General features: G+C 57.3%; 20 protein-coding genes. 5 read left to right on the forward strand and 15 right to left on the reverse strand.

The window, feature by feature from the left end:
- Nucleotides 1-68: 68 nt before the first annotated feature.
- The 4 genes from ppnP to uxuA form a co-directional block, all read right to left on the reverse strand.
- Nucleotides 69-353 carry a pyrimidine/purine nucleoside phosphorylase gene (ppnP, locus tag ABRZ28_RS02095; RefSeq protein ID WP_319603596.1) on the reverse strand — a complete coding sequence of 95 codons (285 nt, stop codon included), beginning with the start codon at nucleotides 351-353 and terminating at the stop codon, nucleotides 69-71.
- A 136-nt stretch (nucleotides 354-489) separates the two neighbouring features.
- Nucleotides 490-1011 (reverse strand): shikimate kinase AroL, encoded by a 522-nt coding sequence (aroL, locus tag ABRZ28_RS02100; RefSeq protein ID WP_319603597.1) that lies wholly within the window; start codon nucleotides 1009-1011, stop codon nucleotides 490-492.
- A gap of 214 nt (nucleotides 1012-1225) precedes the next feature.
- Complete coding sequence (locus tag ABRZ28_RS02105; protein WP_330519378.1) at nucleotides 1226-2275, reverse strand: type II asparaginase; 1050 nt, start codon at nucleotides 2273-2275, stop codon at nucleotides 1226-1228.
- Nucleotides 2276-2583: 308 nt separating this feature from the next.
- On the reverse strand, nucleotides 2584-3780 hold the full coding sequence (uxuA, locus tag ABRZ28_RS02110) for a mannonate dehydratase (protein WP_330519379.1): 1197 nt from the start codon (nucleotides 3778-3780) through the stop codon (nucleotides 2584-2586).
- A gap of 337 nt (nucleotides 3781-4117) precedes the next feature.
- Here uxuA and ABRZ28_RS02115 point away from each other — a divergent pair, with 337 nt between their 5' ends.
- Nucleotides 4118-5635 carry a mannitol dehydrogenase family protein gene (locus tag ABRZ28_RS02115; RefSeq protein ID WP_319603600.1) on the forward strand — a complete coding sequence of 506 codons (1518 nt, stop codon included), beginning with the start codon at nucleotides 4118-4120 and terminating at the stop codon, nucleotides 5633-5635.
- Nucleotides 5636-5708: 73 nt separating this feature from the next.
- Here ABRZ28_RS02115 and ABRZ28_RS02120 read toward each other — a convergent pair whose 3' ends face one another.
- Nucleotides 5709-6443, reverse strand: a complete 735-nt coding sequence (locus ABRZ28_RS02120) for an FCD domain-containing protein (RefSeq protein ID WP_319603601.1) — start codon at nucleotides 6441-6443, stop codon at nucleotides 5709-5711.
- A 185-nt stretch (nucleotides 6444-6628) separates the two neighbouring features.
- Here ABRZ28_RS02120 and ABRZ28_RS02125 point away from each other — a divergent pair, with 185 nt between their 5' ends.
- The 4 genes from ABRZ28_RS02125 to ABRZ28_RS02140 are packed head-to-tail and all read left to right on the forward strand — an operon-like array spanning nucleotide 6629 to nucleotide 9589.
- Entirely contained in the window at nucleotides 6629-7873 is a 1245-nt protein-coding gene (locus ABRZ28_RS02125; protein WP_330519380.1) for a SpoIIE family protein phosphatase, read from the forward strand.
- 14 nt (nucleotides 7874-7887) lie between these two features.
- A complete protein-coding gene (locus ABRZ28_RS02130) occupies nucleotides 7888-8442 on the forward strand; it encodes a SiaB family protein kinase (RefSeq protein ID WP_319603703.1) in 555 nt (184 codons plus the stop codon).
- A gap of 1 nt (nucleotide 8443) precedes the next feature.
- Nucleotides 8444-8875 (forward strand): DUF1987 domain-containing protein, encoded by a 432-nt coding sequence (locus ABRZ28_RS02135; RefSeq protein ID WP_319603603.1) that lies wholly within the window; start codon nucleotides 8444-8446, stop codon nucleotides 8873-8875.
- Between the two features lie 6 nt (nucleotides 8876-8881).
- Nucleotides 8882-9589, forward strand: a complete 708-nt coding sequence (locus ABRZ28_RS02140) for a GGDEF domain-containing protein (RefSeq protein WP_330519381.1) — start codon at nucleotides 8882-8884, stop codon at nucleotides 9587-9589.
- Here the strand turns inward: ABRZ28_RS02140 and mltB are convergent.
- From mltB to ABRZ28_RS02190, 10 genes are all read right to left on the reverse strand, one after another.
- A complete protein-coding gene (mltB, locus tag ABRZ28_RS02145; protein ID WP_319603605.1) occupies nucleotides 9583-10671 on the reverse strand; it encodes a lytic murein transglycosylase B in 1089 nt (362 codons plus the stop codon). The two genes, ABRZ28_RS02140 and mltB, sit on opposite strands and share 7 nt — an antisense overlap.
- Nucleotides 10672-10786: 115 nt before the next feature.
- Nucleotides 10787-11128, reverse strand: coding sequence for a zinc ribbon domain-containing protein YjdM (locus ABRZ28_RS02150; RefSeq protein ID WP_319603606.1), 342 nt, complete (start codon nucleotides 11126-11128; stop codon nucleotides 10787-10789).
- Between the two features lie 127 nt (nucleotides 11129-11255).
- Nucleotides 11256-11909, reverse strand: coding sequence for a DUF421 domain-containing protein (locus ABRZ28_RS02155; RefSeq protein WP_319603607.1), 654 nt, complete (start codon nucleotides 11907-11909; stop codon nucleotides 11256-11258).
- A gap of 288 nt (nucleotides 11910-12197) precedes the next feature.
- Nucleotides 12198-13505: an MmgE/PrpD family protein gene (locus ABRZ28_RS02160; RefSeq protein WP_330519382.1), complete on the reverse strand. Its 1308-nt coding sequence runs from the start codon at nucleotides 13503-13505 to the stop codon at nucleotides 12198-12200.
- 47 nt (nucleotides 13506-13552) lie between these two features.
- Nucleotides 13553-14314, reverse strand: a complete 762-nt coding sequence (locus ABRZ28_RS02165) for an ABC transporter ATP-binding protein (RefSeq protein WP_330519383.1) — start codon at nucleotides 14312-14314, stop codon at nucleotides 13553-13555.
- The gene (locus ABRZ28_RS02170) at nucleotides 14311-15177 is read right to left on the reverse strand and encodes an ABC transporter ATP-binding protein (protein ID WP_319603610.1); all 867 of its coding nucleotides are present in this window, start codon (nucleotides 15175-15177) and stop codon (nucleotides 14311-14313) included. Before ABRZ28_RS02170 ends, ABRZ28_RS02165 begins: the two co-directional genes overlap by 4 nt.
- Nucleotides 15170-16105 (reverse strand): ABC transporter permease, encoded by a 936-nt coding sequence (locus ABRZ28_RS02175; RefSeq protein ID WP_319603611.1) that lies wholly within the window; start codon nucleotides 16103-16105, stop codon nucleotides 15170-15172. Before ABRZ28_RS02175 ends, ABRZ28_RS02170 begins: the two co-directional genes overlap by 8 nt.
- Nucleotides 16102-17175 carry an ABC transporter permease gene (locus tag ABRZ28_RS02180; RefSeq protein WP_413556150.1) on the reverse strand — a complete coding sequence of 358 codons (1074 nt, stop codon included), beginning with the start codon at nucleotides 17173-17175 and terminating at the stop codon, nucleotides 16102-16104. The genes ABRZ28_RS02175 and ABRZ28_RS02180 overlap by 4 nt, the downstream gene beginning before the upstream one ends.
- 14 nt (nucleotides 17176-17189) lie before the next feature.
- Nucleotides 17190-18785 (reverse strand): ABC transporter substrate-binding protein, encoded by a 1596-nt coding sequence (locus ABRZ28_RS02185; protein ID WP_330519384.1) that lies wholly within the window; start codon nucleotides 18783-18785, stop codon nucleotides 17190-17192.
- 33 nt (nucleotides 18786-18818) lie between these two features.
- Nucleotides 18819-20246 carry a M20 family metallopeptidase gene (locus ABRZ28_RS02190; RefSeq protein ID WP_330519385.1) on the reverse strand — a complete coding sequence of 476 codons (1428 nt, stop codon included), beginning with the start codon at nucleotides 20244-20246 and terminating at the stop codon, nucleotides 18819-18821.
- Nucleotides 20247-20389: the final 143 nt, after the last annotated feature.

Consider the following 20389-nt stretch of genomic DNA (forward strand, 5'->3'; position numbering starts at 1 on the left):
CTGCTTTACCCGAATAAAGCAGCCCTTATTTGTAGATAATATCAGGTGGCCGAAACCGCCCCGGTCAACTACAGATACTTACATAAATAGGACGTGGGTTCCGCCGCTTCCACATTGAATTCGCTTTGCCCCGGAACAGCAAACGAATCCCCGGCGGTGAACAACTGCCAGTCGGTTCCGCCCGGCAATAATACCTTCAGCGCGCCGCTGATTACCGTCATCTCTTCAGGCTGACCCGTGCCGAACGTATATTCCCCTGCTTCCATAACGCCGACACTGGCGCGGCCAATGCTATCGCTGTCAAAACCAATAGACTTTACTTTCCCGGCAAAATACTCATTTACATTCAGCATGGCTGAGGCACCTATCGTCGAAAAAATTCATCATAAAAGGAGGTTGAGCCGCTGTCACTCTCTATTCGGCGATAAGTACGGCTTATCCGGTGAAATAACCTGCCAGCGGCAGGCGCGGTATCCAAATAATATGACGCTAGGCTATCGATAAACGCAGAATCTGCATGACATTCGCGACGACGGCGCGCGGATCCTGCGCCGCATCAATAATATGGTGAGCCACGCTCTGGTAAAGCGCCTCGCGCGACGCCAGCACTTCGGCCATTTCTTCGGCGATGGGGCGCCCGGTCAGCGTTGGCCGCTGATGCGCCTGCGGGCTATTTACCAGACGTTGAGCCAGTAATTCGGCGGGAGCCCGCAGATAGATCACCGAACCGTTGTCGTTCATGAATCGCCGGTTTGCCTCCGCCAGCACCATGCCGCCGCCGGTGGCGATCACGCGATCGGGTTTTGTCACATCCTGCAACGCCAGGCTTTCCCGCCGGCGAAAGCCATGCCACCCTTCCTGCTCGACAACCTCGGCAACCGTCATCTTGCTATTCTGTTGCATAAAAATATCGGTATCGACGAAGTCATACCCTAACGCTTGCGCCAGTTGTTTTCCTATCGTGGTTTTACCACAACCTCTGGCACCAACCATAAAAATGGGTCGTGTCATCTAATGATGTTTCCTTATTTTCACCAAGCTCGTACTGAACAACATCATTCTGCTATCGGATAGACGGTTATTATACCCAATAGATTTCAGGATGAAGGGATATAGACGAATGGCTGAATCATACCGAGAAAACTCGGCAATATGAAAGCCGCTTCTTAAAACAGAAGGCCCCGCAATAGATAACGGGGCCATCATCTTTTATCCGCAACGAATATCAGTAGCGATGGAAATATTCCTGAATCACCGCCGGGTTCGAGCTTTTCGTCAGCGCCAGCATCAGCAAAATACGTGATTTAGCCGGGTTGAGCGAATCGGAAACCAGACCGGGCTGCGCGGCGTCCGGCGGCACAATGCCGCTGCCGGTGCGGCTGGAGCGAACGACCACAATACCTTTGCTTTGCGCTTTACGAATGCCGGCGTCGCTGCGTTTGGACACCGTGCCTGCCCCCATGCCGGCATACACAATGCCTTTCACGCCGTGAGCGATGGCCGCGTCATACATGTATTCCGGATCGTCCTGATAGCCATAAATAATATCCACTGTCGGCAGTTTTTCCAGTTTGGCGATATCGAATACGGAACGGGTGGTGTGAATTTTATCCAGCCGATTGTGGAAATAGACTTTATCGCCGATGATGACGCCCAGATAGCCTTCTTCAGGCGCTTTAAAGGTATCCAGCGTCGAAGCATTGGTTTTGCTGATAAAACGGGCGGAACCGATCCGGTCGTTCAGCACCACCATAACGCCACGGCCGCGCGCATTTTTATCCGCCGCCACTTTAACCGCGCCGTACAGGTTCATCGGGCCATCCGCGCTGATTGACGTCGCCGGACGCATCGCCGCCGCGAACACCACCGGTTTGTCGCTCTTCACCGTCAGATTCAGAAAGTAAGGGGATTCATCCAGCGTGTCGGTACCATGCGTGATGACGACGCCATCCACATCGCTGCGCGCCAGCAGTTCATTGACCCGTTTGCTCAGCTTCAGCAAAACATCGCTGGTCATGTTCTCGCTGCCGATATTGGCGATCTGCTCGCCGCTGATATCGGCCAGCGTTTTCAGCTCCGGCACCGCCTGAATCAACGTATCCACGCCCAACGCGCCGGCTTTATAGCCCGTGGTTTGCGTATTCGCCGCGGCGGATCCCGCAATCGTTCCGCCGGTCGCCAGGATCACCACGTGAGGCAAGTTTTCCGCCGCCGTCGCCAGCGTAGAAAAACAAACAAAAACGATCACCAACAGAGAGTTAAATATCCTTTTCATAACCTGTATAACCCAATATGTTAAAACGGCAGGCTTCCTGAAACCGCGTTATCCATTTCTGAACGCCGCCGGTGAGTGATAAACGATCGTCCGTCGGCGACGTGGCCGACATCGGCGCTTATGATGCCCCAGCGCCGCATGGCTGTATAGCTTTTGCCATAAAATCATTGATATAGGTCATGAGTCAGCGCCAGGCGATAACGTAAACGCCGGCCCATGCGGGGCCGGCGGAAGGATAGAAAAGTCACGTATTTTCAATCTGTTGCGGAAGGTTGCGATATCCGCCAGCGCGGACATCGCGATCGTCGTTATTCCTGTTTCAATTCGGGAAACAGAATGCGCTTTAACGCCAGTTCAACGCCGCGCACTTCCGCCAGCCCTTTCAGGCGGCCGATCGCCGAATAACCGGGATTGGTTTTCTTTTTCAGATCGTCGAGCATTTGATGGCCGTGATCCGGCCGCATCGGGATCGGACGACGATCCCCGGCTTTCTGCCGGCGCAGTTCTTCCGCCAGGATCGCTTTCACCACGGCCACCATATCCACATCCCCTTGCAAATGGGCGCCTTCGTGGAAAGTTTTGGGGTTTTCTTCGCGGCAGGTCGCTCGCAGGTGGGTAAAATGGATACGATCGCCGAAGGTTTCGATCATCCGCACCAGATCGTTATCCGCCCGCACGCCATACGAGCCGGTACACATGGTAAAACCGTTATTGATGCTGTCGACGGTCTGTTTCAGCCAGCGCATATCGTCAATGGTCGACACCACGCGCGGCAGGCCAAGGATCGGACGCGGCGGATCGTCCGGGTGGATCGCCAGACGGATCCCCACCTCTTCCGCAACCGGCACAATCTGCTGTAAAAAATACCCCAGATGCGCGCGCAATCCGGCGTGATCGATGCCGTCATATTCCGCCAGTCGGGCGCGGAACTGATCCAGCGTGTAACCCTCTTCCGCGCCCGGCAGCCCGGCGATGATATTGCCGGTCAGACGCACAATATCCTCCTCGCTCATCGCCTTGAAATACGCCGCGGCCTGCGCCTGCTCTTCCGCCGTGTAATCCCGCTCCGCGCCGGCGCGTTGCAGGATGTGCAACTCAAAAGCCGCGAAGGCGATCTGATCGAAACGCAGCGCTTTGGCGCCGTTCGGCAGTTGATACTCAAGATCGGTTCTGGTCCAGTCCAGCACCGGCATGAAGTTATAGCAAACGGTATCAATGCCGCACTGCGCCAGATTGCGCAGCGACTGCTGATAGTTCGCGATATGCCGTTGGTAATCGCCGGTCTGGGTTTTAATCTCTTCATGTACCGGCACGCTTTCCACTACCGACCACACCAATCCTTTCGCCTTTAATTCCGCTTGGCGCTTTTCAATTTCGTCAATCGACCACACTTCCCCATTGGGAATGTGATGCAGCGCCGTCACCACGCCTGTGGCCCCGGCTTGCCGGATATCGTCAAGCGATACCGGATCTTTCGGGCCGTACCAACGCCAGGTTTGTTCCATACAGAGTTACCTTTTCGCTATAGCCATTGTTGATATCAGAGCAAGTTTATATCAGGCCGGATTCATGTCAGACCAATTCTCAAAGAAATACAACCAGAGCCTACATCAACAGCTTTTAGTGTCAAATTAAATAGTAAATTGGTTGATCCGTTACACAAAAATCACCTATTTTGGACAAACAAATTCTCTTTCCAGGCGTTAAGTCTTACATTATCTACTGAAAAAGACGCCATAATGTGTATTTTTCATCCATGCACGCATTTTGGTCTGATAGGTTTGCATTTCCAACGGCGGACAAACCGCTTTATGGCAAGGGAAAGAGACTCAGAGAACCCGTATGAAAACGACTATCGCTGGAAAAAACACATTGCATGACCCCCTGACTGGCGAAGAGGACAACATCGCCAACGTCGCTTTACCTGATGAGGTTCAACAACCGCGCTACGATCGCAAGATCCTGAAAAGCCGCATCGTACATATCGGCTTCGGCGCTTTTCATCGTGCTCATCAGGCGCTGTTGACCGACCGCGTTCTTAATCGCCAGGGAGGCGACTGGGGCATCTGTGAAGTCAGCCTGTTCGGTAATGAGAACCTGTTTAACAGCCTGAGACGGCAGGCGCATCGTTACAGCGTATTGGAAAAAGGCGCTAACGCGAATCGGGCCGTCATTATCGGCGCGGTCAACGAATCGCTGCATGCCCGTCTGGAAGGCATCACCGCCGTGATAGAAAAACTGGCCGAACCGCAGGTCGCCATCGTCTCGATAACCATTACGGAAAAAGGCTACTGCATCGACCGCAGCAGCGGAAAACTGGATCGGGAAAATGCGCTCATCAAGATGGATCTGGATACGCCGGATGCGCCGGCTTCCGCGCCGGGCGTGCTGGTGGAAGCGCTGCGCGTGCGCCGGGAACGCGGCCTCGCGCCTTTTACCATTCTTTCCTGCGATAACATGCCGGAAAACGGGGAGGTGGTGAAAAGCGCCGTCCTCGAACTGGCGGCCCTCAGAGACGGCGAATTAGCGACATGGATTGCCGCCCATAGCGCGTTCCCGAATACCATGGTCGATCGTATCGTGCCGGCGGCCACGCCGGAAACCTTGCAGCAGATTGCCGACGCGCTGGGCGTCTACGATCCCTGCGGGATTGCCTGCGAACCGTTTATCCAGTGGGTGGTGGAAGACAAATTCGTCGCCGGTCGCCCCGACTGGGATATCGCCGGCGTACAACTGGTCGACGATGTGCTGCCGTTCGAGGAAATGAAGTTACGCATGCTGAACGGCAGCCACTCTTTTCTCGCCTATCTCGGCTATCTGGCGGGCTATCAGCACATCAATGACTGCATGACGGACGACCATTACCGCCGGGCGGCCCGCCGCCTGATGCTCAATGAGCAGGCGCCGACGCTGCGGGTTGCCGGCGTCGATCTGGCGGACTACGCCAATCAGCTGATTACCCGTTATGAAAACCCGTCGCTGCAACACCGCACCTGGCAAATCGCGATGGACGGCAGCCAGAAACTGCCGCAGCGGCTGCTGGACTCGATCCGCTGGCACATCAGCCACGGCAGCGATTATCGCTGCCTGCTGCTGGGCGTCGCCGGCTGGATGCGCTACGTCGGCGGCGTTGACGACGCCGGGCAGACCATCGATGTGCGCGACCCCATGGCCGAGCGGCTTCAACAGATCGTCGACGCGACCGAGGACGGCGAGCCCCGCGTGCGGGCGCTGCTGACGCTGAACGCCGTATTTGGCGACGCGTTGCCGCAAAATGAAACCTTCGTTAACCAGCTGATTCAGGCATACGCCGCGCTTCAGCGGCACGGCGCCAAAGCCGCGGTTGCCGCTTTGTTATAGTTCAGTATGGGCCAGCCGACCAAGCCCGACCGGTTCGGGCTTGATGATAATGGGCGACGGCGGCGGAAATCGGTCAGGACTCCAGGCGGGAAGGAACGGATTCAAACAGGTAACCATCGAACGCCGGATCGTCGATATTGGAGATCTCCAGCAGCTTATCTTTCACATTTTCCAGATGCAGCCACATTTCCTGACGCGCCGTTTTCGCATCCCGCCGCGATACCGCCCGCAGGATTTTCTGATGGTCTTCCAGCCACTGCCGCTGATAGCTGAAATCATCGGTATGGGAATGGATGCCCTGCCACATCGGGCTGCGTTTGCGCGCCTGCCACACTTCATACACCATATTGGCCAGCACGCTGTTTTGGGTGGACTGCGCCAACAGGCAATGAAACTGCTCGTCCGCGCTCTCATCCACGCTGCCGTTTTCCAGAGAAAGCCTCTCCTGCTCAATGGCCTGACGCATCTTGACGATATCGCTCTTGGTGGCCTGCATCGCCGCAAACGCCGCCACTTCGCTCTCCAGCAGTTGACGCGCCTGCAACAGTTCAAACGGGCCGTAACCGCTGTCGGCGGCGTTATCCTTTTCCCGCTCGTCGGGGATCTGTATCACATAAACGCCGGAACCCTTGCGCACTTCAATCAATTTTTCCAGTTCCAGCATGATCAGCGCTTCGCGCACGACGCTGCGGCTGACGCCATAGGCCTCGGCGATATCGCGTTCAGGAGAAAGACGATCGCCGATCTGATATTTCCCATTCAGAATTTCCGCGCGGATGTTACCGCCTATTTGCTGATATAACCGCATATCACCCCGTTCCTTCATCCATTCCACTACCGCAGCCATTAATTGGCAGGACCAATAACGCAACAAGTCATCCAATTTGGATGGAGTATAACATAATGCCGTTCCTGCCACGCGTTGTCATTATTCGTTCATAAACATCGGCTATTTTTTACCGTTAAGGATGATCAGCTTTTAAAACAGGGCCCATGACTTCTCTATCCGTCTCACGCGATCAAAACTATCTCTGGGGGCCGACCAAGGCGCTGGATCTCTGCATTCCGGTTCCCGTCGTTTCTCCCGCCACCGATAACGCCGCGGTATTGCAGCTCTTCAGTAAAAACAAGGAGCTGGTCAGCCTGCCGGTGGTGGAAAACGGCCGCCCCTTCGGGCTCATCAGCCGCCATATCTTCATGTCGCAAATGTCCCGCCCTTTCTATCACGAGCTGTACGATAAAAAGAGCTGCATCGCTTTTATGGATAAAAACCCGCTGATTGTCGATGCGGCGTCCTCGTTGAATGACGTGGCCGCGCAAACGGTGATCATCGGGGATAAATCGCTGACGGACGGCTTCATCATTACGGAAAATGAGCGATATATCGGCATCGGACTCGGCATCGATCTGATCAAGGCGGTTTCCGACATGCATTCGCAGCAGCATTTGCAGATCATGCAAAGCATTGAATACGCCAGAGTGATCCAGGAAGCGATGCTGACCACGTCACGACGCGCGATGTCCGGCTCGCTGACAGACTGGTGCCTGATATGGGAGCCGCGAGACTGCGTCGGCGGAGACTGCTATTACTTTAAAACCTATCAAAACGGCTGGCTGGCCGTGGTCGCGGACTGTACCGGACATGGCGTCCCCGGCGCGTTCATGACCCTGATTTTCGCCTCGGCGCTGGAACAGGCGCTGACGCAACATGGCCCGGAGATGCCCGACCGATTGCTACAAAGCATCAACCGCCATATCAAGGATACCCTGGGCCAGCGCAGCGAAAAGCGGCATCAGCCCGCCTCGAACGACGGCTGCGACGCCATCCTGATCTTCTGCGATACCACGAAAAATACCCTCGTCTGGGCCAGCGCCCATATGGCCGCCTTTGTGCTCAAACAGCGAACGGGCCAGTTGGAGGCGCTCGCCGCCGACCGCACGGGCGTCGGCTATACCGACACGCCCTACGATTACCGTTGGCCTTGTCATCGGTTAGCGCTGGACGACAACGACCTCTTTTTCACCACCACCGACGGTCTGACCGACCAAATCGGCGGCGAGCGGCAGACTATGTTCGGCAAACGCCGGCTCCAGGCGCTGCTGCTGAGTCAGCGGCAGCGGCCCATGCAAGCCCTCGCCGAACAGTTGCTTCAGACGCACAGGGACTATCAGGGCGATCAGGTAAGGCGGGATGACCTGACCTTTTGGGGCTTCCGACATTGTTCGACATTGATTTAATCAGGTGAATCGGGATTATGCCAGAGACCAAATACGCCGAATTTTTCGACTCCACGCATCAACGCGACATCACGTTGTATTACGTCGGGTATTTTTCGCAAAACATCATCAGCTCGCTGGCTGAAACCGTGCGCTTGCAGCTTGAAAAGCAACAGGTGCCGGCCGGCGTGCGCCGCAAGCTATTCTCCGCGTTTGTTGAAATGGTACAGAACATCACCCGCTATTCAGCCGCGCCTTTAACCGCCGCCGACCAGACGCATGAAGTACGCCACGGCTCGGTGTGCGTCGGTCATGAAAACGGGAAATATTTTTTACTTTGCGCCAATCAGGTTCACCCCGACGATATTGAAAAACTGCGCGTCCGGCTTGAACCGTTGCGTTACATGACCCTTGATGAAATCAAACTCGCCTATAAAGCCTCTCTGCGCGATGAAACGCCGGCCTGGAGCAAAGGGGCGGATATGGGATTACTGACCGTTGCGCGCGATGCCAGCGAACCGTTGCAGTTCACCTTTCGGGTGGATGCGCTAACAGGGCTGTCAACGTTTTATCTGAAGGCGATCATCTGAAATGGCGAACACTATTCATATGGAAAATCTCCACATCGCAGGGACGCCCTGTACACCAACCGTCGATTTTTACTTTGATACGCATCGGCTTTCCCTGGCCGGCGAATCCTACCCTGAAAACGCGGCGGCGTTTTATCGCCCGTTGCTTGAACGGCTTCAGGATTATCTCCGGCTGTTAACGGCAAAAAGCGCCGCCGCACAGGCGGACGCGCCGTCGACCATCGAATTCCATGTGTCGCTGGTTTACTTCAACAGTTCCAGCACCAAAATGCTGTTCAGCCTGTTCAACGCGCTGAACCAGGCGGCGGAACAGGGACTGCCGATTACGTTGCACTGGTATTACGACAAAGACGACGACATTGCGCAAGAATTCGGTGAAGAGTTGCACATCGATTTTCCCGCGCTTGACTTCCACAGCCATGTTCTGGAGTAACCGACTATGCGTGCGTTTGAACTGTTCACGCCGGAATACGATATTCTCATCGCGACGCGCAATGTCGCCAACCAGCAGAATATGCCGGCCGAAGTCTATCGGGATACGCTGCTGACGCTGACCGAGCACTACCAACGTCTGGTCAGGGAATCGCACCGGCTGATTTCCCGCAGCGACCGCGCAGAAAGGGAATTGAATCGTCTGAACGCGCAACTGCACAAACTGGCGGACGAACTGGAATACAAAGCCAGCCACGATCCGTTGACCAACGTTTATAATCGCGGCGCGATCATTGAGCGCGTCAATCAGACGCTGAAACGCAATCAGGCCGCGCTTATCGTATTGGATATCGACCACTTTAAACGGGTCAACGACGCTTTCGGCCACCCTACGGGAGATGCCGTGATCTGCGCGCTGACGTCACGGGTGCGGGAGGTGCTCAAGGGGAGCGGCAGCATAGGCCGGGTGGGCGGCGAAGAGTTCACGATTTTGCTGGATGACTTCGCCCTTGAACAGGCCGTCGCTATCGCCGAGCGTATCCATTACAGCCTGAATGACGCCCCGCTGCCGGTTTTGCCCCAGCAGACGGTAACGGCCAGTTTCGGCGTGAGTTGGGCGCCGTCCCAAACCTGCTTTGATACGCTCTACGGTTCAGCGGATGCGGCGCTCTACAGGGCAAAGAATCGGGGCCGGAACTGCGTTGAATATCAGTAGGCGCCGCCCAGTCTGGCGCGAGCGACCGCTTCGCCGAGCTGCCACACCGCCATCGCATAATGGGTGCTGTGGTTATAACGGGTAATCGCGTAAAAGTTGGGCAAGCCGTACCAGTATTGATAGCCGCTGCCGATGTCCAGACGCAACAGGCTGGCCTCGGCATAACCGCCCAGCGTGCTCAGCGGTTTTAACCCGGCGGCCTGCAACTCGGCGAGCGAGTAACGCGTATTGAAGCCGTTTTTCAGCCCCGGCGCCTGACCCAGCGCGGGTACGGCCACCAGACCGTCCTTGACCCAGCCATGCGCTTTAAAGTAGTTGGCGACGCTGCCGATGGCGTCCACCGGATCCCACAGATTGACATGGCCGTTGCCGTCGAAATCGACCGCATAGTTTTTAAACGATGACGGCATGAACTGGCCGTATCCCATCGCGCCGGCGTAAGAACCGCGCAGGCTGAGCGGATCGTTTCCTTCCGTTCGGGCCATCAGCAGGAAGGTTTCCAGCTCGCCGGTAAAGTACTCGGCCCGACGTGGATAGTCGAAAGCCAGCGTCGCCAGCGCATCAATAATGCGGGTTTTCCCCATCACCCTGCCCCAGCGGGTTTCCACGCCGATAATGCCGACGATGATCGCCGGCGGCACGCCGTAGGTTTCCCAGGCGCGTTGCAGCGCATCCTGATACTGGTTCCAGAAAACCACGCCGTTTTGCACGTTATCCGGCGTAATGAATTGGTTGCGATAGCGCAGCCAGGCGCCGTTAGGAACGGACGGCCCCGGAACCGCCGGTGTGGGGGCTTGTTTGTCCATCAGCCGCAAGACCCAGTCCAGACGCTGCGTCTGGGCCAGCACATCATGCAATTGCCGACGGTCGAAGCCGTGTTCATTCACCATTTTATCGACAAAGCGACTCGTCGCCGGATTAAACGCGAAATCACCGCTCAACAGATGCCCCGTATGAGCGGGCTCCAGCAAAAAACCGCCTTTGAAAGGGTTGCCCTGAGGCGCTGGGGGCGGCGGCGTCGGTTTACTGCTACAGGCTGAGAGGAGCGCAAACACTGGAAGAAGAGAGGCCAAATGACGCATCAGATATCCGTGTCACCGAGTGAGAGAAAAGTAACCGTTATGGTAAAGCATTGCCCGACGCGAAAAAACTGAAATCTGCGTCCCGACTCGGTGGGATACGGGACGCGTCTGAGCGTTAGTTTTTCTTCACAAACTCAGATTTCAGCTTCATCGCGCCAAAACCGTCAATCTTGCAATCGATGTTGTGATCGCCTTCGACAAGCCGAATGCCCTTAACGCGCGTGCCGATTTTCAGCGACGAAGAACTTCCTTTAACTTTCAAATCCTTAATGATAGTTACGCTATCGCCGTCCGCCAGCAGATTGCCGTTGGCGTCTTTGACGATCAGCCCGTCTTCTTCAGCCGCTGAATCACCGCCCAATGCCCATACATGCCCACACTCCGGACAGTTCAGTAGTTCGTTGTCCTGCCAGGTATATTCAGAGTTGCATTTAGGACAATTAGGTAGCTGTTGCATGATAAAATTCCTGAAAATGTAAAAAATGAGATAAAAAACCAATAAAATCAATAATACTGTTGCCAGCTACGGCTATTTTAACGTTTTATTCGCGCGGAGAGTAGCCATCTCTTGGGCCGGCGTTGGATCACTTCACTATTTTGCCGTCATGCAAAATGAACATGACTTTGCCGTCCCAGAACTCGGCGATAAAGATATCCTCTTCCTTAAGTCCATGACTGGCCAGTTGCTGTTTAAGCCAGTCTTCGTCTTTTTCTATTTGCTGCTCCAACTCGTCATGCCGGATCCTGCCGTCTTTCATAATGATCACGGACGGCATTTTCGCGTCGCCGCAAACCACGGTAAGTTGACCGCTGGGCTCTATTTGGGCATAGCTGACCTGCTGGAATGAATTGATTCCCTGAGCATGAAGTTGAGAGGCGACATTCAGGATATCGATTTTATTTTTTCTGCGCAGGATATTATCCATCAGAAAACGCCCTTTCTTCACAATCGGCAACGGATCCCCGATGGCGATAGAGCGGAATAAATGAACATGTTTACTAAAGGCATTCAGCAACGATATCAGCCCGACGCCGATAAAGAGCACAATGATATATTGATGCAGCGGTATGCTGTCGCTGTAGATAACCCCGCCGATAATGCCGCCGAGAACAAAGTTGCCGATAAAATCAACCGGCGTCATCTGCGAAAGCTGGGTTTTACCTGAAAGATTCAGGTGCATAATGACAATAACGAAACCAATAACAAATTTTACCAATACGAAGCCGTAATATCCCATATATCTCTAACCCATCTTTTAACGGTATTTCCAATCAACACCGGAAAATAAAAAATCGCCATTTAAATGACGGCGTTCGCCGGCGGGTTATTCCCTGGCACGGATTAACCACGTCGGCATGATGGTTATAGATGAAGATCGGCGATTGTGCCGGATTTTTTGTGGCTAGCCATCCATGGCCGCCACCCTACGGGCCGTCGCTAAAGCGACGTCGAAAACTTCTCCAACAAGTTTTTTGTGGCTAGCCATCCATGGCCGCCACCCTGACGGGCCGTCGCTATATCGGCTTCACATCATCATGACGCGTAAAAACGTCAACGAGGTTTCCTGCTCAAGCCGGGTTAAGCGTTGATACAGCGCGTCGGCATCCGCCAGCCCCGCGCAGCAGTCGGCAAACTTGCGCCGGCGATCGGCATCGCTGAACGGGTCGCTGATATCGCCTTTCGCCGTTAAGCGCTCGGCGCTCAGTCTGCGGCCGTCTTTGAGCGCGATCGTCACCCTATGCGGCAGATTGTCATTTTCCTCTTCCTCCGCCTCGCTCCAGCTCGTCATCCTCACCCGCGCCAACTTGTCCGCCGCCGCCTGCCGGGCCACCTGCCGAGGCGTAAAGTCCGCGACGCTCAGCGCCCCTTTCTCCAAAAGAACGCAGACGCAATAAGGCATGGAAAAACGCGCCTGCATCTCATCGTTCGGCAAGGGATAAGCCAGATTACGTTGGTTGGCGATGCCGACTTTCGCCTCGACTTGCAGCACATCGTCGGCGCTGAACGCGTGCTGCGCCTGCAAATCGCCGATAGCGTCGAGGATGCGGTGCGTCGATCCGCAGCAAGGGTGTTTTTTCGGCAGGACGCCGACGGTTTCAATCACGTTTTTCGTCCGGGTCAGCCAGCATTCGATCTGCGCGGGCTGAAAATGCCGACCGGCGAATAGCTGATAAAATCCCTGCTCGCCTTCAATAATATCCAGACGGCCGGACATGCCGGCGGCGGCCAGCTCGACGGCATCCACCGCATTGCGCGCGGCCATACCCGCATGGAAGGGTTTCAACGGCGTGCCGAACTGGCCTTTCACCCCGCCGGCCAGGCTGACGGCGATACTCAGCGCCCGGGCGATGCCCTGTTCATCCAGCCCTTTCAGCCAGGCGACGCCGGCGGCGGTGCCGATGCAGCCCACGGTAGAGGTGCCGTGCCATCCCGCCGTGTAATGCGATGAACCGACCACCGACCCGACGAACGCCTGCGCCTGCAAACCGATCAGATAAGCCTCGATCAGATCGGCGCCGCCGCGCTTTTCCGCCAGTCCCGTCGCCAGCAACGCCGGCACCAGCACCGCCGATGCATGACTCATGCCCGGCGTAAAATTATCATCGTAGTCGATGGCGTGCGCCGCGGTGCCGTTAATCAGCGCGTCCACCGCCGTCGGCCGGGGCTGGTAGGCCGCCCACGCCTGCCGCACCGCGCGGCTGGAGAAGTCGTTATGCCCGGCGTACAGACACGCCAGCGTATCAATGATCGCCTCGCGCGCAAGTTGTCCGGCAGCCTGGCTAAACGGCGGTTTGCGCACGCACCAGGCGGCGATAGTTTCAATCACCGTCATCGTTTGTCCCCTGAGAATATTGATTAAGTCGCCGCGATGGCGGCGCGTTACGCCTCGCTGGCGGCGAGAAAATGCCGGGTATAGGCTTCGCGCGCGTCTCCCCGCCGCAGGGCGTCCGCGCTCAGCTCTTCCAGCAATTTGCCCTGATGCATAATCGCCACCCGCTGGCAAAGGTGGGTCACCACCGCCAGATCGTGCGTCACCATCAGGTAGGTCAGTTTGCGTTGCCGGCGCATGCCGGCGAGCAGGTTGAGAATTTCAGCCTGTACCGACACATCCAGCGCCGAGGTGGGTTCATCCAGCAGCAGCACGGAAGGCTCCATGATTAACGCCCGGGCGATCGCCACGCGCTGACGCTGACCGCCGGAGAGCTGATGCGGATAGCGATAACGAAAGGCATCCGACAAACCGACGGCGTTCAGCGCCTCGCTGATGCGCGCCTCGTGGCGATCCAGCCCATGCAGTTGCAGCGGTTCGCGCAGCGTGCTGTACACCATCTTGCGCGGATGGAGCGAGGCGTAGGGATCCTGAAACACCATCTGCACCTGGCGATAAAAGGCTTTATCCCGCACCGGATGCTGCTCGCGGTTGGCGAACAGAATCGCCCCCTGATAATCGCTATTCAGTCCGGCAAGGGCGCGCAGAATGGTGGACTTGCCGCAGCCGGATTCGCCGATCAGCCCGTAGCTTTCGCCTTCCGCCAGCGTAAAGCTGACATCGCTGACCACCTGCCGCCGCATCACGCCCTCACCAAAGGCGATATTCAAATCGACGACTTCCACGCTGCGCTGTGAGGCTGGAATGATCATAAGGCGACTCCATTACGGTAGCTGGGGCCGGTCAGCCAGTCCGGATCGCGCGTCGGCACGCTCAGGGTCGCCACCGGATGATGCAGCCGCGGCTGGCTGGCCAGCAGGGCCTGGGTATAGGGATGACGGGCTTCATGCAGACGGCTGGCGAGGATCTCTTCCACTACGCGCCCGGCGTACATCACCAGCACGCGATCGCAAAAGCGCGAAACCAGATTCAGGTCGTGGGTGATAAACAACAAGCCGGTATTACGCCGGGCCAACTGCTCGTCCAGGATCGACAGCACCTGCTGGCGCACGGTAACGTCCAGCGCGGAAGTCGGTTCATCGGCGATGATCAAATCCGGCTCCGGGATCAGCATCATGGCGATCATCACGCGCTGTCCCATGCCGCCGGAGATCTCGTGCGGGTAGCGCTCAAAGACATTTTCACAGTCGCGAATATGCACCGACGCCAGCATCGCCAACGCTTTTTCACGCGCGATCTTGCCACTGACGCGCGTATGCAGACGATAGGCCTCGGTGATCTGATGGCCGATGCGCATCAGCGGGTTCAGCGAAAATTTGGGATCCTGCAAAATCATCGAAATGCGATTGCCGCGGATGGCGCGCATCTGCTTTTCGCTGGCGTTCAGCAGATCGAACTCGCCGAAGCGCATGGCTTTCGCGCTGACGCGGCCGATTTTCGGCGTGAGTTTCAGCAGCGCGCGGCAGGTCTGCGACTTGCCCGATCCCGACTCGCCGACAATCGCCACTTTTTCCCGCCCTACCTGAAAAGAGACGTCCCGCACCGCGTGGTTATCCTCGTGGGCGCCTTTAAACACAATGTTCAGATCCTGAACATCCAGCAGAATATCATTCATGGCGGAGATCCATTACGTCGCGCAGGCCGTCGCCGAGCAGGTTAAAGGCCAGACTGGTGAAAAGAATCGCTAAGCCGGGAATCGCGGCGATCCAGCCGTTATTGAGCATAAACTCGCGTCCCGACGCCAGCATCGCGCCCCACTCCGGGCTGGGCGCCTGCGCCCCCAGGCCGAGAAAACCCAGCCCCGCCGCGGTGAGAATGATCGCCGCCATGTTCAGCGTCACCCGCACCACCACCGACGGCAGGCACATGGGAATGATGTGGAACAGGATAATGTGCCAGGAGGAAGCCCCCTGTAAGCGTACCGCCGCGATGTAATCCATCTTGCGAATCGATAACGTCTCCGCCCGCGCCAGACGCGCAATCGGCGGCCAGGACGACAGGGAAATGGCGATAATCGCGTTTTCGATGCCCGGCCCGAGCGCGGCGACGAACGCCAGCGCCAGAATCAGGCTGGGAAACGCCAGAAAAATGTCCACCAGCCGCATCAGCACCGTATCCACCCAGCCGCCCAGGTAACCGGCCGTGGTGCCGATCACCAGACCGAGCGGCGTGATGATAACGGCGGTCAGCCCCGCGATGTACAGCGTGATGCGCGCGCCGTACAGCAGCCGGCTGTAGATATCGCGCCCCAGTTCATCGGTGCCGAGCCAGTTTTCCAGACTGGGCGTTTGCAGGCGATTAGCCAGATCCTGCGTATAGATATCGTGGCTAGCCAGCCACGGGGCAAACAGCGCCGCGAAAACAATCACCAACAGCACCATCAGACCGAACAGCGCCGAATGATTGGCGCAAAAACGGCGCCATTGAATCCACATCTGCTGCATGCGCGCCTGAAACGGCGTGGTCGGCGCCGGCGCATTCAACCAGTTGCGCAGTGATGAACGCGGCCGGGCGGCGCAGGATTTGTTGGTTACATCGGTCATTGGTCCTCCTGCCGGGTACGGGGATCAAACAGGCGATAGAGCAAATCGCAAATCAGGTTGAGCACGACGAATATCGCGCCGGTCAGCAGCGCGCAGCCCACTACCGCGTTCATATCGCCGGCCAGCAACGCATTGGTCAGATAACGGCCGAATCCCGGCCAGGCGAACACGGTTTCGGTCAGCACCGCGCCTTCCAGCAGCCAGGCCCAGGAGAGCGCCACCACCGTCAGGGTGGGAACGGCGATATTACGCAGCGCGTGTACCCAGACGCAGCGCGCCCAGGACAGGCCTTTCACCCGCGCGGTAATGATGTACTCCTGCGAGAGCTGGTCGATCATAAAACTGCGGGTCATGCGGCTGATGTAGGCCAGCGAACTCAGGCCGAGAATCGAGGCCGGCAGGACAATGTGGCCGAACACGTTGCGGAACATCGCCCAGTTATTGGCCAGCGCGCTGTCGATAAGCCAGAAACCGGTGACGGGTTGCAGATCGAATTCATAGATGAAATCGATGCGTCCCGGCCCGCCAATCCAGCCCAGCGTCGCATAAAACAGCAGCAGCCCCATCAGCCCCAGCCAGAAATTCGGCGTTGAATAGCTCAGCAGCCCGATAAAGCGGATCAGGTGATCAAACCAGGAGTTGCGATACATGGCGGACAGCACGCCGGCGGGGATCCCCAGTCCGGTGCCGACGATCGCCGCCAGCGTGGCCAGCTCCAGCGTAGCGGGGAAAACGCGAGCGATATCCTGAACCACCGGCTGGCTGGTGGTTAGCGCAATGCCGAAATCAAGATGCGCCAGTTGCCAGAGATAATCGGCAAACTGCTTCCAGAGGGGCTGGTCAAGCCCCAACTGAACGTACATGGTGTCATAGGCTTCCTGACTGGCGTTATCGCCAATCACCGCCACCACCGGGTCGATCGGCAGCAGTCGGCCGATAAAGAAGGTCAGGGCCGCCAGTCCCAGCAGCGTACAGAAGATGGAGATCGCGCCTTTTATCAGCCGCATCAAACGGCGATAGCGCAGCGACCCTACCAGGTTCATCGATTGTTGCGAGAATACCTGCGACATTGACGCGCCTCCGGCTATTTGCTTGCGGTGTTGTACCAAACGCGGAAACCATTCCAGGTCCAGTTCTTCACCGCCGGACTGATGCCCGCGGTGTTATACATCTGGAACATAATGGCCATCGGCCCTTGCTCCATCACGGCGCGCTGAAGCTCGGCATACTTTTCGATACGCCGGGTTTCATCGGCTTCCAGCAGCGCGGCCTCCACCTGCTTATTCAAATCCGCGTTATAAAACGCGGCGCGCCAGCTGGGATACTGCGTGGCGCGCGCTTCTTTACGGTTATCCGGATTGAACACCAGACGGGAGGCGTTGCCGTGGGCATCCGGCACGGAGGTCTGCCAGGCCATCATGGCGCTGGCGAACTCACGCCCGCGCGCCCGGCTGAACAGTTGCGCATTCGCCATGCGCTCCAGCTTCAGCGTAACGCCGATTTTGGCGGCATTTTGCTGAATGCTTTGCGCGATAGGCGCGGAGTGCGGCAGGGTGCCGAAAATCACGCTGGAGGAAAATCCGTTGGGATAGCCGGCCTCGCTCAGTAACTGTTTGGCTTTTTCCAGATCCAGTTTGAAGGGCTGGCCCTGTTGTTCATCCAGCGCGCCGAACGCGCCGATCTGAGCGAAGCTGGCGCGGGGAACGCCTAGGTAAGGCATCACGTTTTTCGCCAGGCCGTCGTAGTCGATCAGATAACGCATCGCCAGACGGACTTTCTCGTTTTTGAAGATCGGATCTTCGTTATTAAAGGTCCAGAAAAAGAGCTGCGGCTTCAGCACCTTCACCACATTGACCCTGCCGCCTTCATCCAGCGTTTTCAGATCGTCGGCGGAAAGATCGCGCGCCACGTCCACATCCCCCTGCGTCAGCAACAAGCGCTGGGTGCCGGTTTCCGCCACATGGCGAATCAACACGCGTTTCAGCGCCGGCGGCGTCGACCAGTAATGCTCCGTCGCCTGCAACACCACGCCTTCGCCGGCGTTCCAGCGCACCAGTTGATAGGGGCCGACGCAGGCGGTGCGGGTGGAGAGATATTTATGACCGAAGTCGCCGTTCACCGCCTCTTTTTCCAGCAGTTTGCGATTCTGCAAGGTAGAGACAACGTTCGCGGCGATGGCCTGCAACACCAGATTGGTGGGATAAGGCTTATCCAGCTTCAGGATCAGCGTTTTATCATCCGACGCGACGATCGTCTGGTCGACGTTTTCCTTGCTGAAGCCGTATTCGGTGATGGCGGCGGCGTTACCGTAACCCAGTTTCACGACGCGCTGCATCGACCAGGCGAGATCGCCCGCCGTGGCCGGCGATCCGTCGGGAAACTTCAGATTATCCTGCAAATGAAAGGTGATCTGCTGATGATCCGGCGACACCTCCCAGCTTTTCGCCAGATGGGGGGCGACCTTTTTTTCGTCCTGGGCGTCAAACTTGACCAGCGAATCGCAGGTATTCAGCACAATTTCATTGGTGACCACTTCGCCAATCTGCGCCGGATCCCAGGTACTGATGGCGTCGATATTCCACGCCATCACCAGCGAGTCCGGCGGCGTGGCGGCATGGACGGCCGTGCCGATCGCGCCGGAAAACACCAATGCTGCGGTAATCGTATTGAGTTTTATCATCGAACGTACTCCAGCCTGTTGCAAAAGAAAGGATTAAAGGTTTTCCGGGCGCGGCTGAATAGGCGGTTTGACCTCGGCCGGGATAGGACAGCGGTAAGGCGTTTCCTCCGTCTGTTTGACGTGGGCCGCCTTCACCCGCGCCAGCAGCGCCTCGTCCGTCAGCGCGTCGAGAGCGGTAGCGGCCATGATTTTGGCGACATGCGCCAGCCCTTTGTGCGCGGCAGGCATTTTTCCCTGAGCGGTCAGTTGCCAGGAATGGCCCGGCGTACCGATAGCCATCGTCGGCACATGCGCCTGCACGGTGGGGATCACCCAACTGACGTCGCCGACGTCGGTGGAGCCGATCATGATTTCGCCGTGTACGTCCAGCGGAATGATGTAATCGCTGAGCGGTTTTAATTCGGCCGGCTTCATACCGGCGCGGCGATAATCGCTGGCGATCTCTTCCTGGCTCAGCGTGGCCTGGATTTCCGCGGCGAAAGCCCTATCGGCATCGTCGAACGGCACCGGCCCCAGCGCATCGAAATTGCGTTGCATCGCCTCTTCCAGCGGGCGGTTGCCGAGCAAATTGGCGACGGCGCTCATGATGCTGATGTCCACCTGGGTATCCGTCATCATGGCGGCGCCGTTGGCCACGCGTTTTACCCGTTCGTTGAGATCGAACATGGTGTGAACATCGCGGGCGCGAATCGCGTAACGAACGGCGGCTTTGGCCTGCACGACATTCGGGGCGATACCGCCGGAATCGAGCATCGCGTAGTGAATACGGCAATCCTGCGGCACGTGTTCACGCAGGAACTGAACGCCGACATTCATCAGTTCGACGGCATCCAGCGCGCTGCGGCCCAGATGGGGCGAGGCGGCGGCATGCGAGGAACGGCCGGTAAAACGAAAATCCATGCGGGTATTGGCCAGCGAGCGCGGCTTCGCCACTTCATGATGGGCGTTGGGATGCCAGGTAATGGCGATGTCCACGCCGTCAAACGCGCCGGCACGCACCATAAATGACTTGGCCGCCCCGCCCTCTTCCGCCGGACAGCCGTAATAACGCACCCGTCCCGGACGGCCGGTTTGCGCCAGCCACGCTTTTATCGCCGTCGCGGCCAGCATCGCCGCCGAACCCAGCAGATTGTGGCCGCAGCCGTGTCCGTTGCCGTCGCCCGGCAGCGGACACGGCCTGGCGACGCCGGATGCCTGGCTCAGCCCCGGCAAGGCGTCGTATTCGCCCAGAATGGCGATGATCGGGCCGCCTTCTCCCGCTTCTCCCATCACCGCGGTCGGAATGTCGGCCACGTTCTCGGTCACGCGGAAACCTTGTTTTTTCAGCATCGCCGTGTGCTCGGCGACCGAGCGATATTCCGTATAACAGATTTCCGGCATCCCCCAGACGCGATCGCTCAGGTCGCAAAATTCAGCCTTGCTTTCATCCACCAATTTCCAGACTAACTCTTTATTTTGCATGACAATCCCCAGAATTTACCGTTGGGTGGGACGACGGGCGCATCAGGCCCCGGAGGTCTTCAGCATGCGACAAAAACAAGCGGCAATGCCAATGAGCAATTCACACTCCCCATTCCAAAAATTCATAGTTTGGCGTCCATCCG

The sequence above is a fragment of the Brenneria sp. g21c3 genome (assembly GCF_040240345.1).
Lineage (GTDB): Bacteria > Pseudomonadota > Gammaproteobacteria > Enterobacterales > Enterobacteriaceae > Brenneria.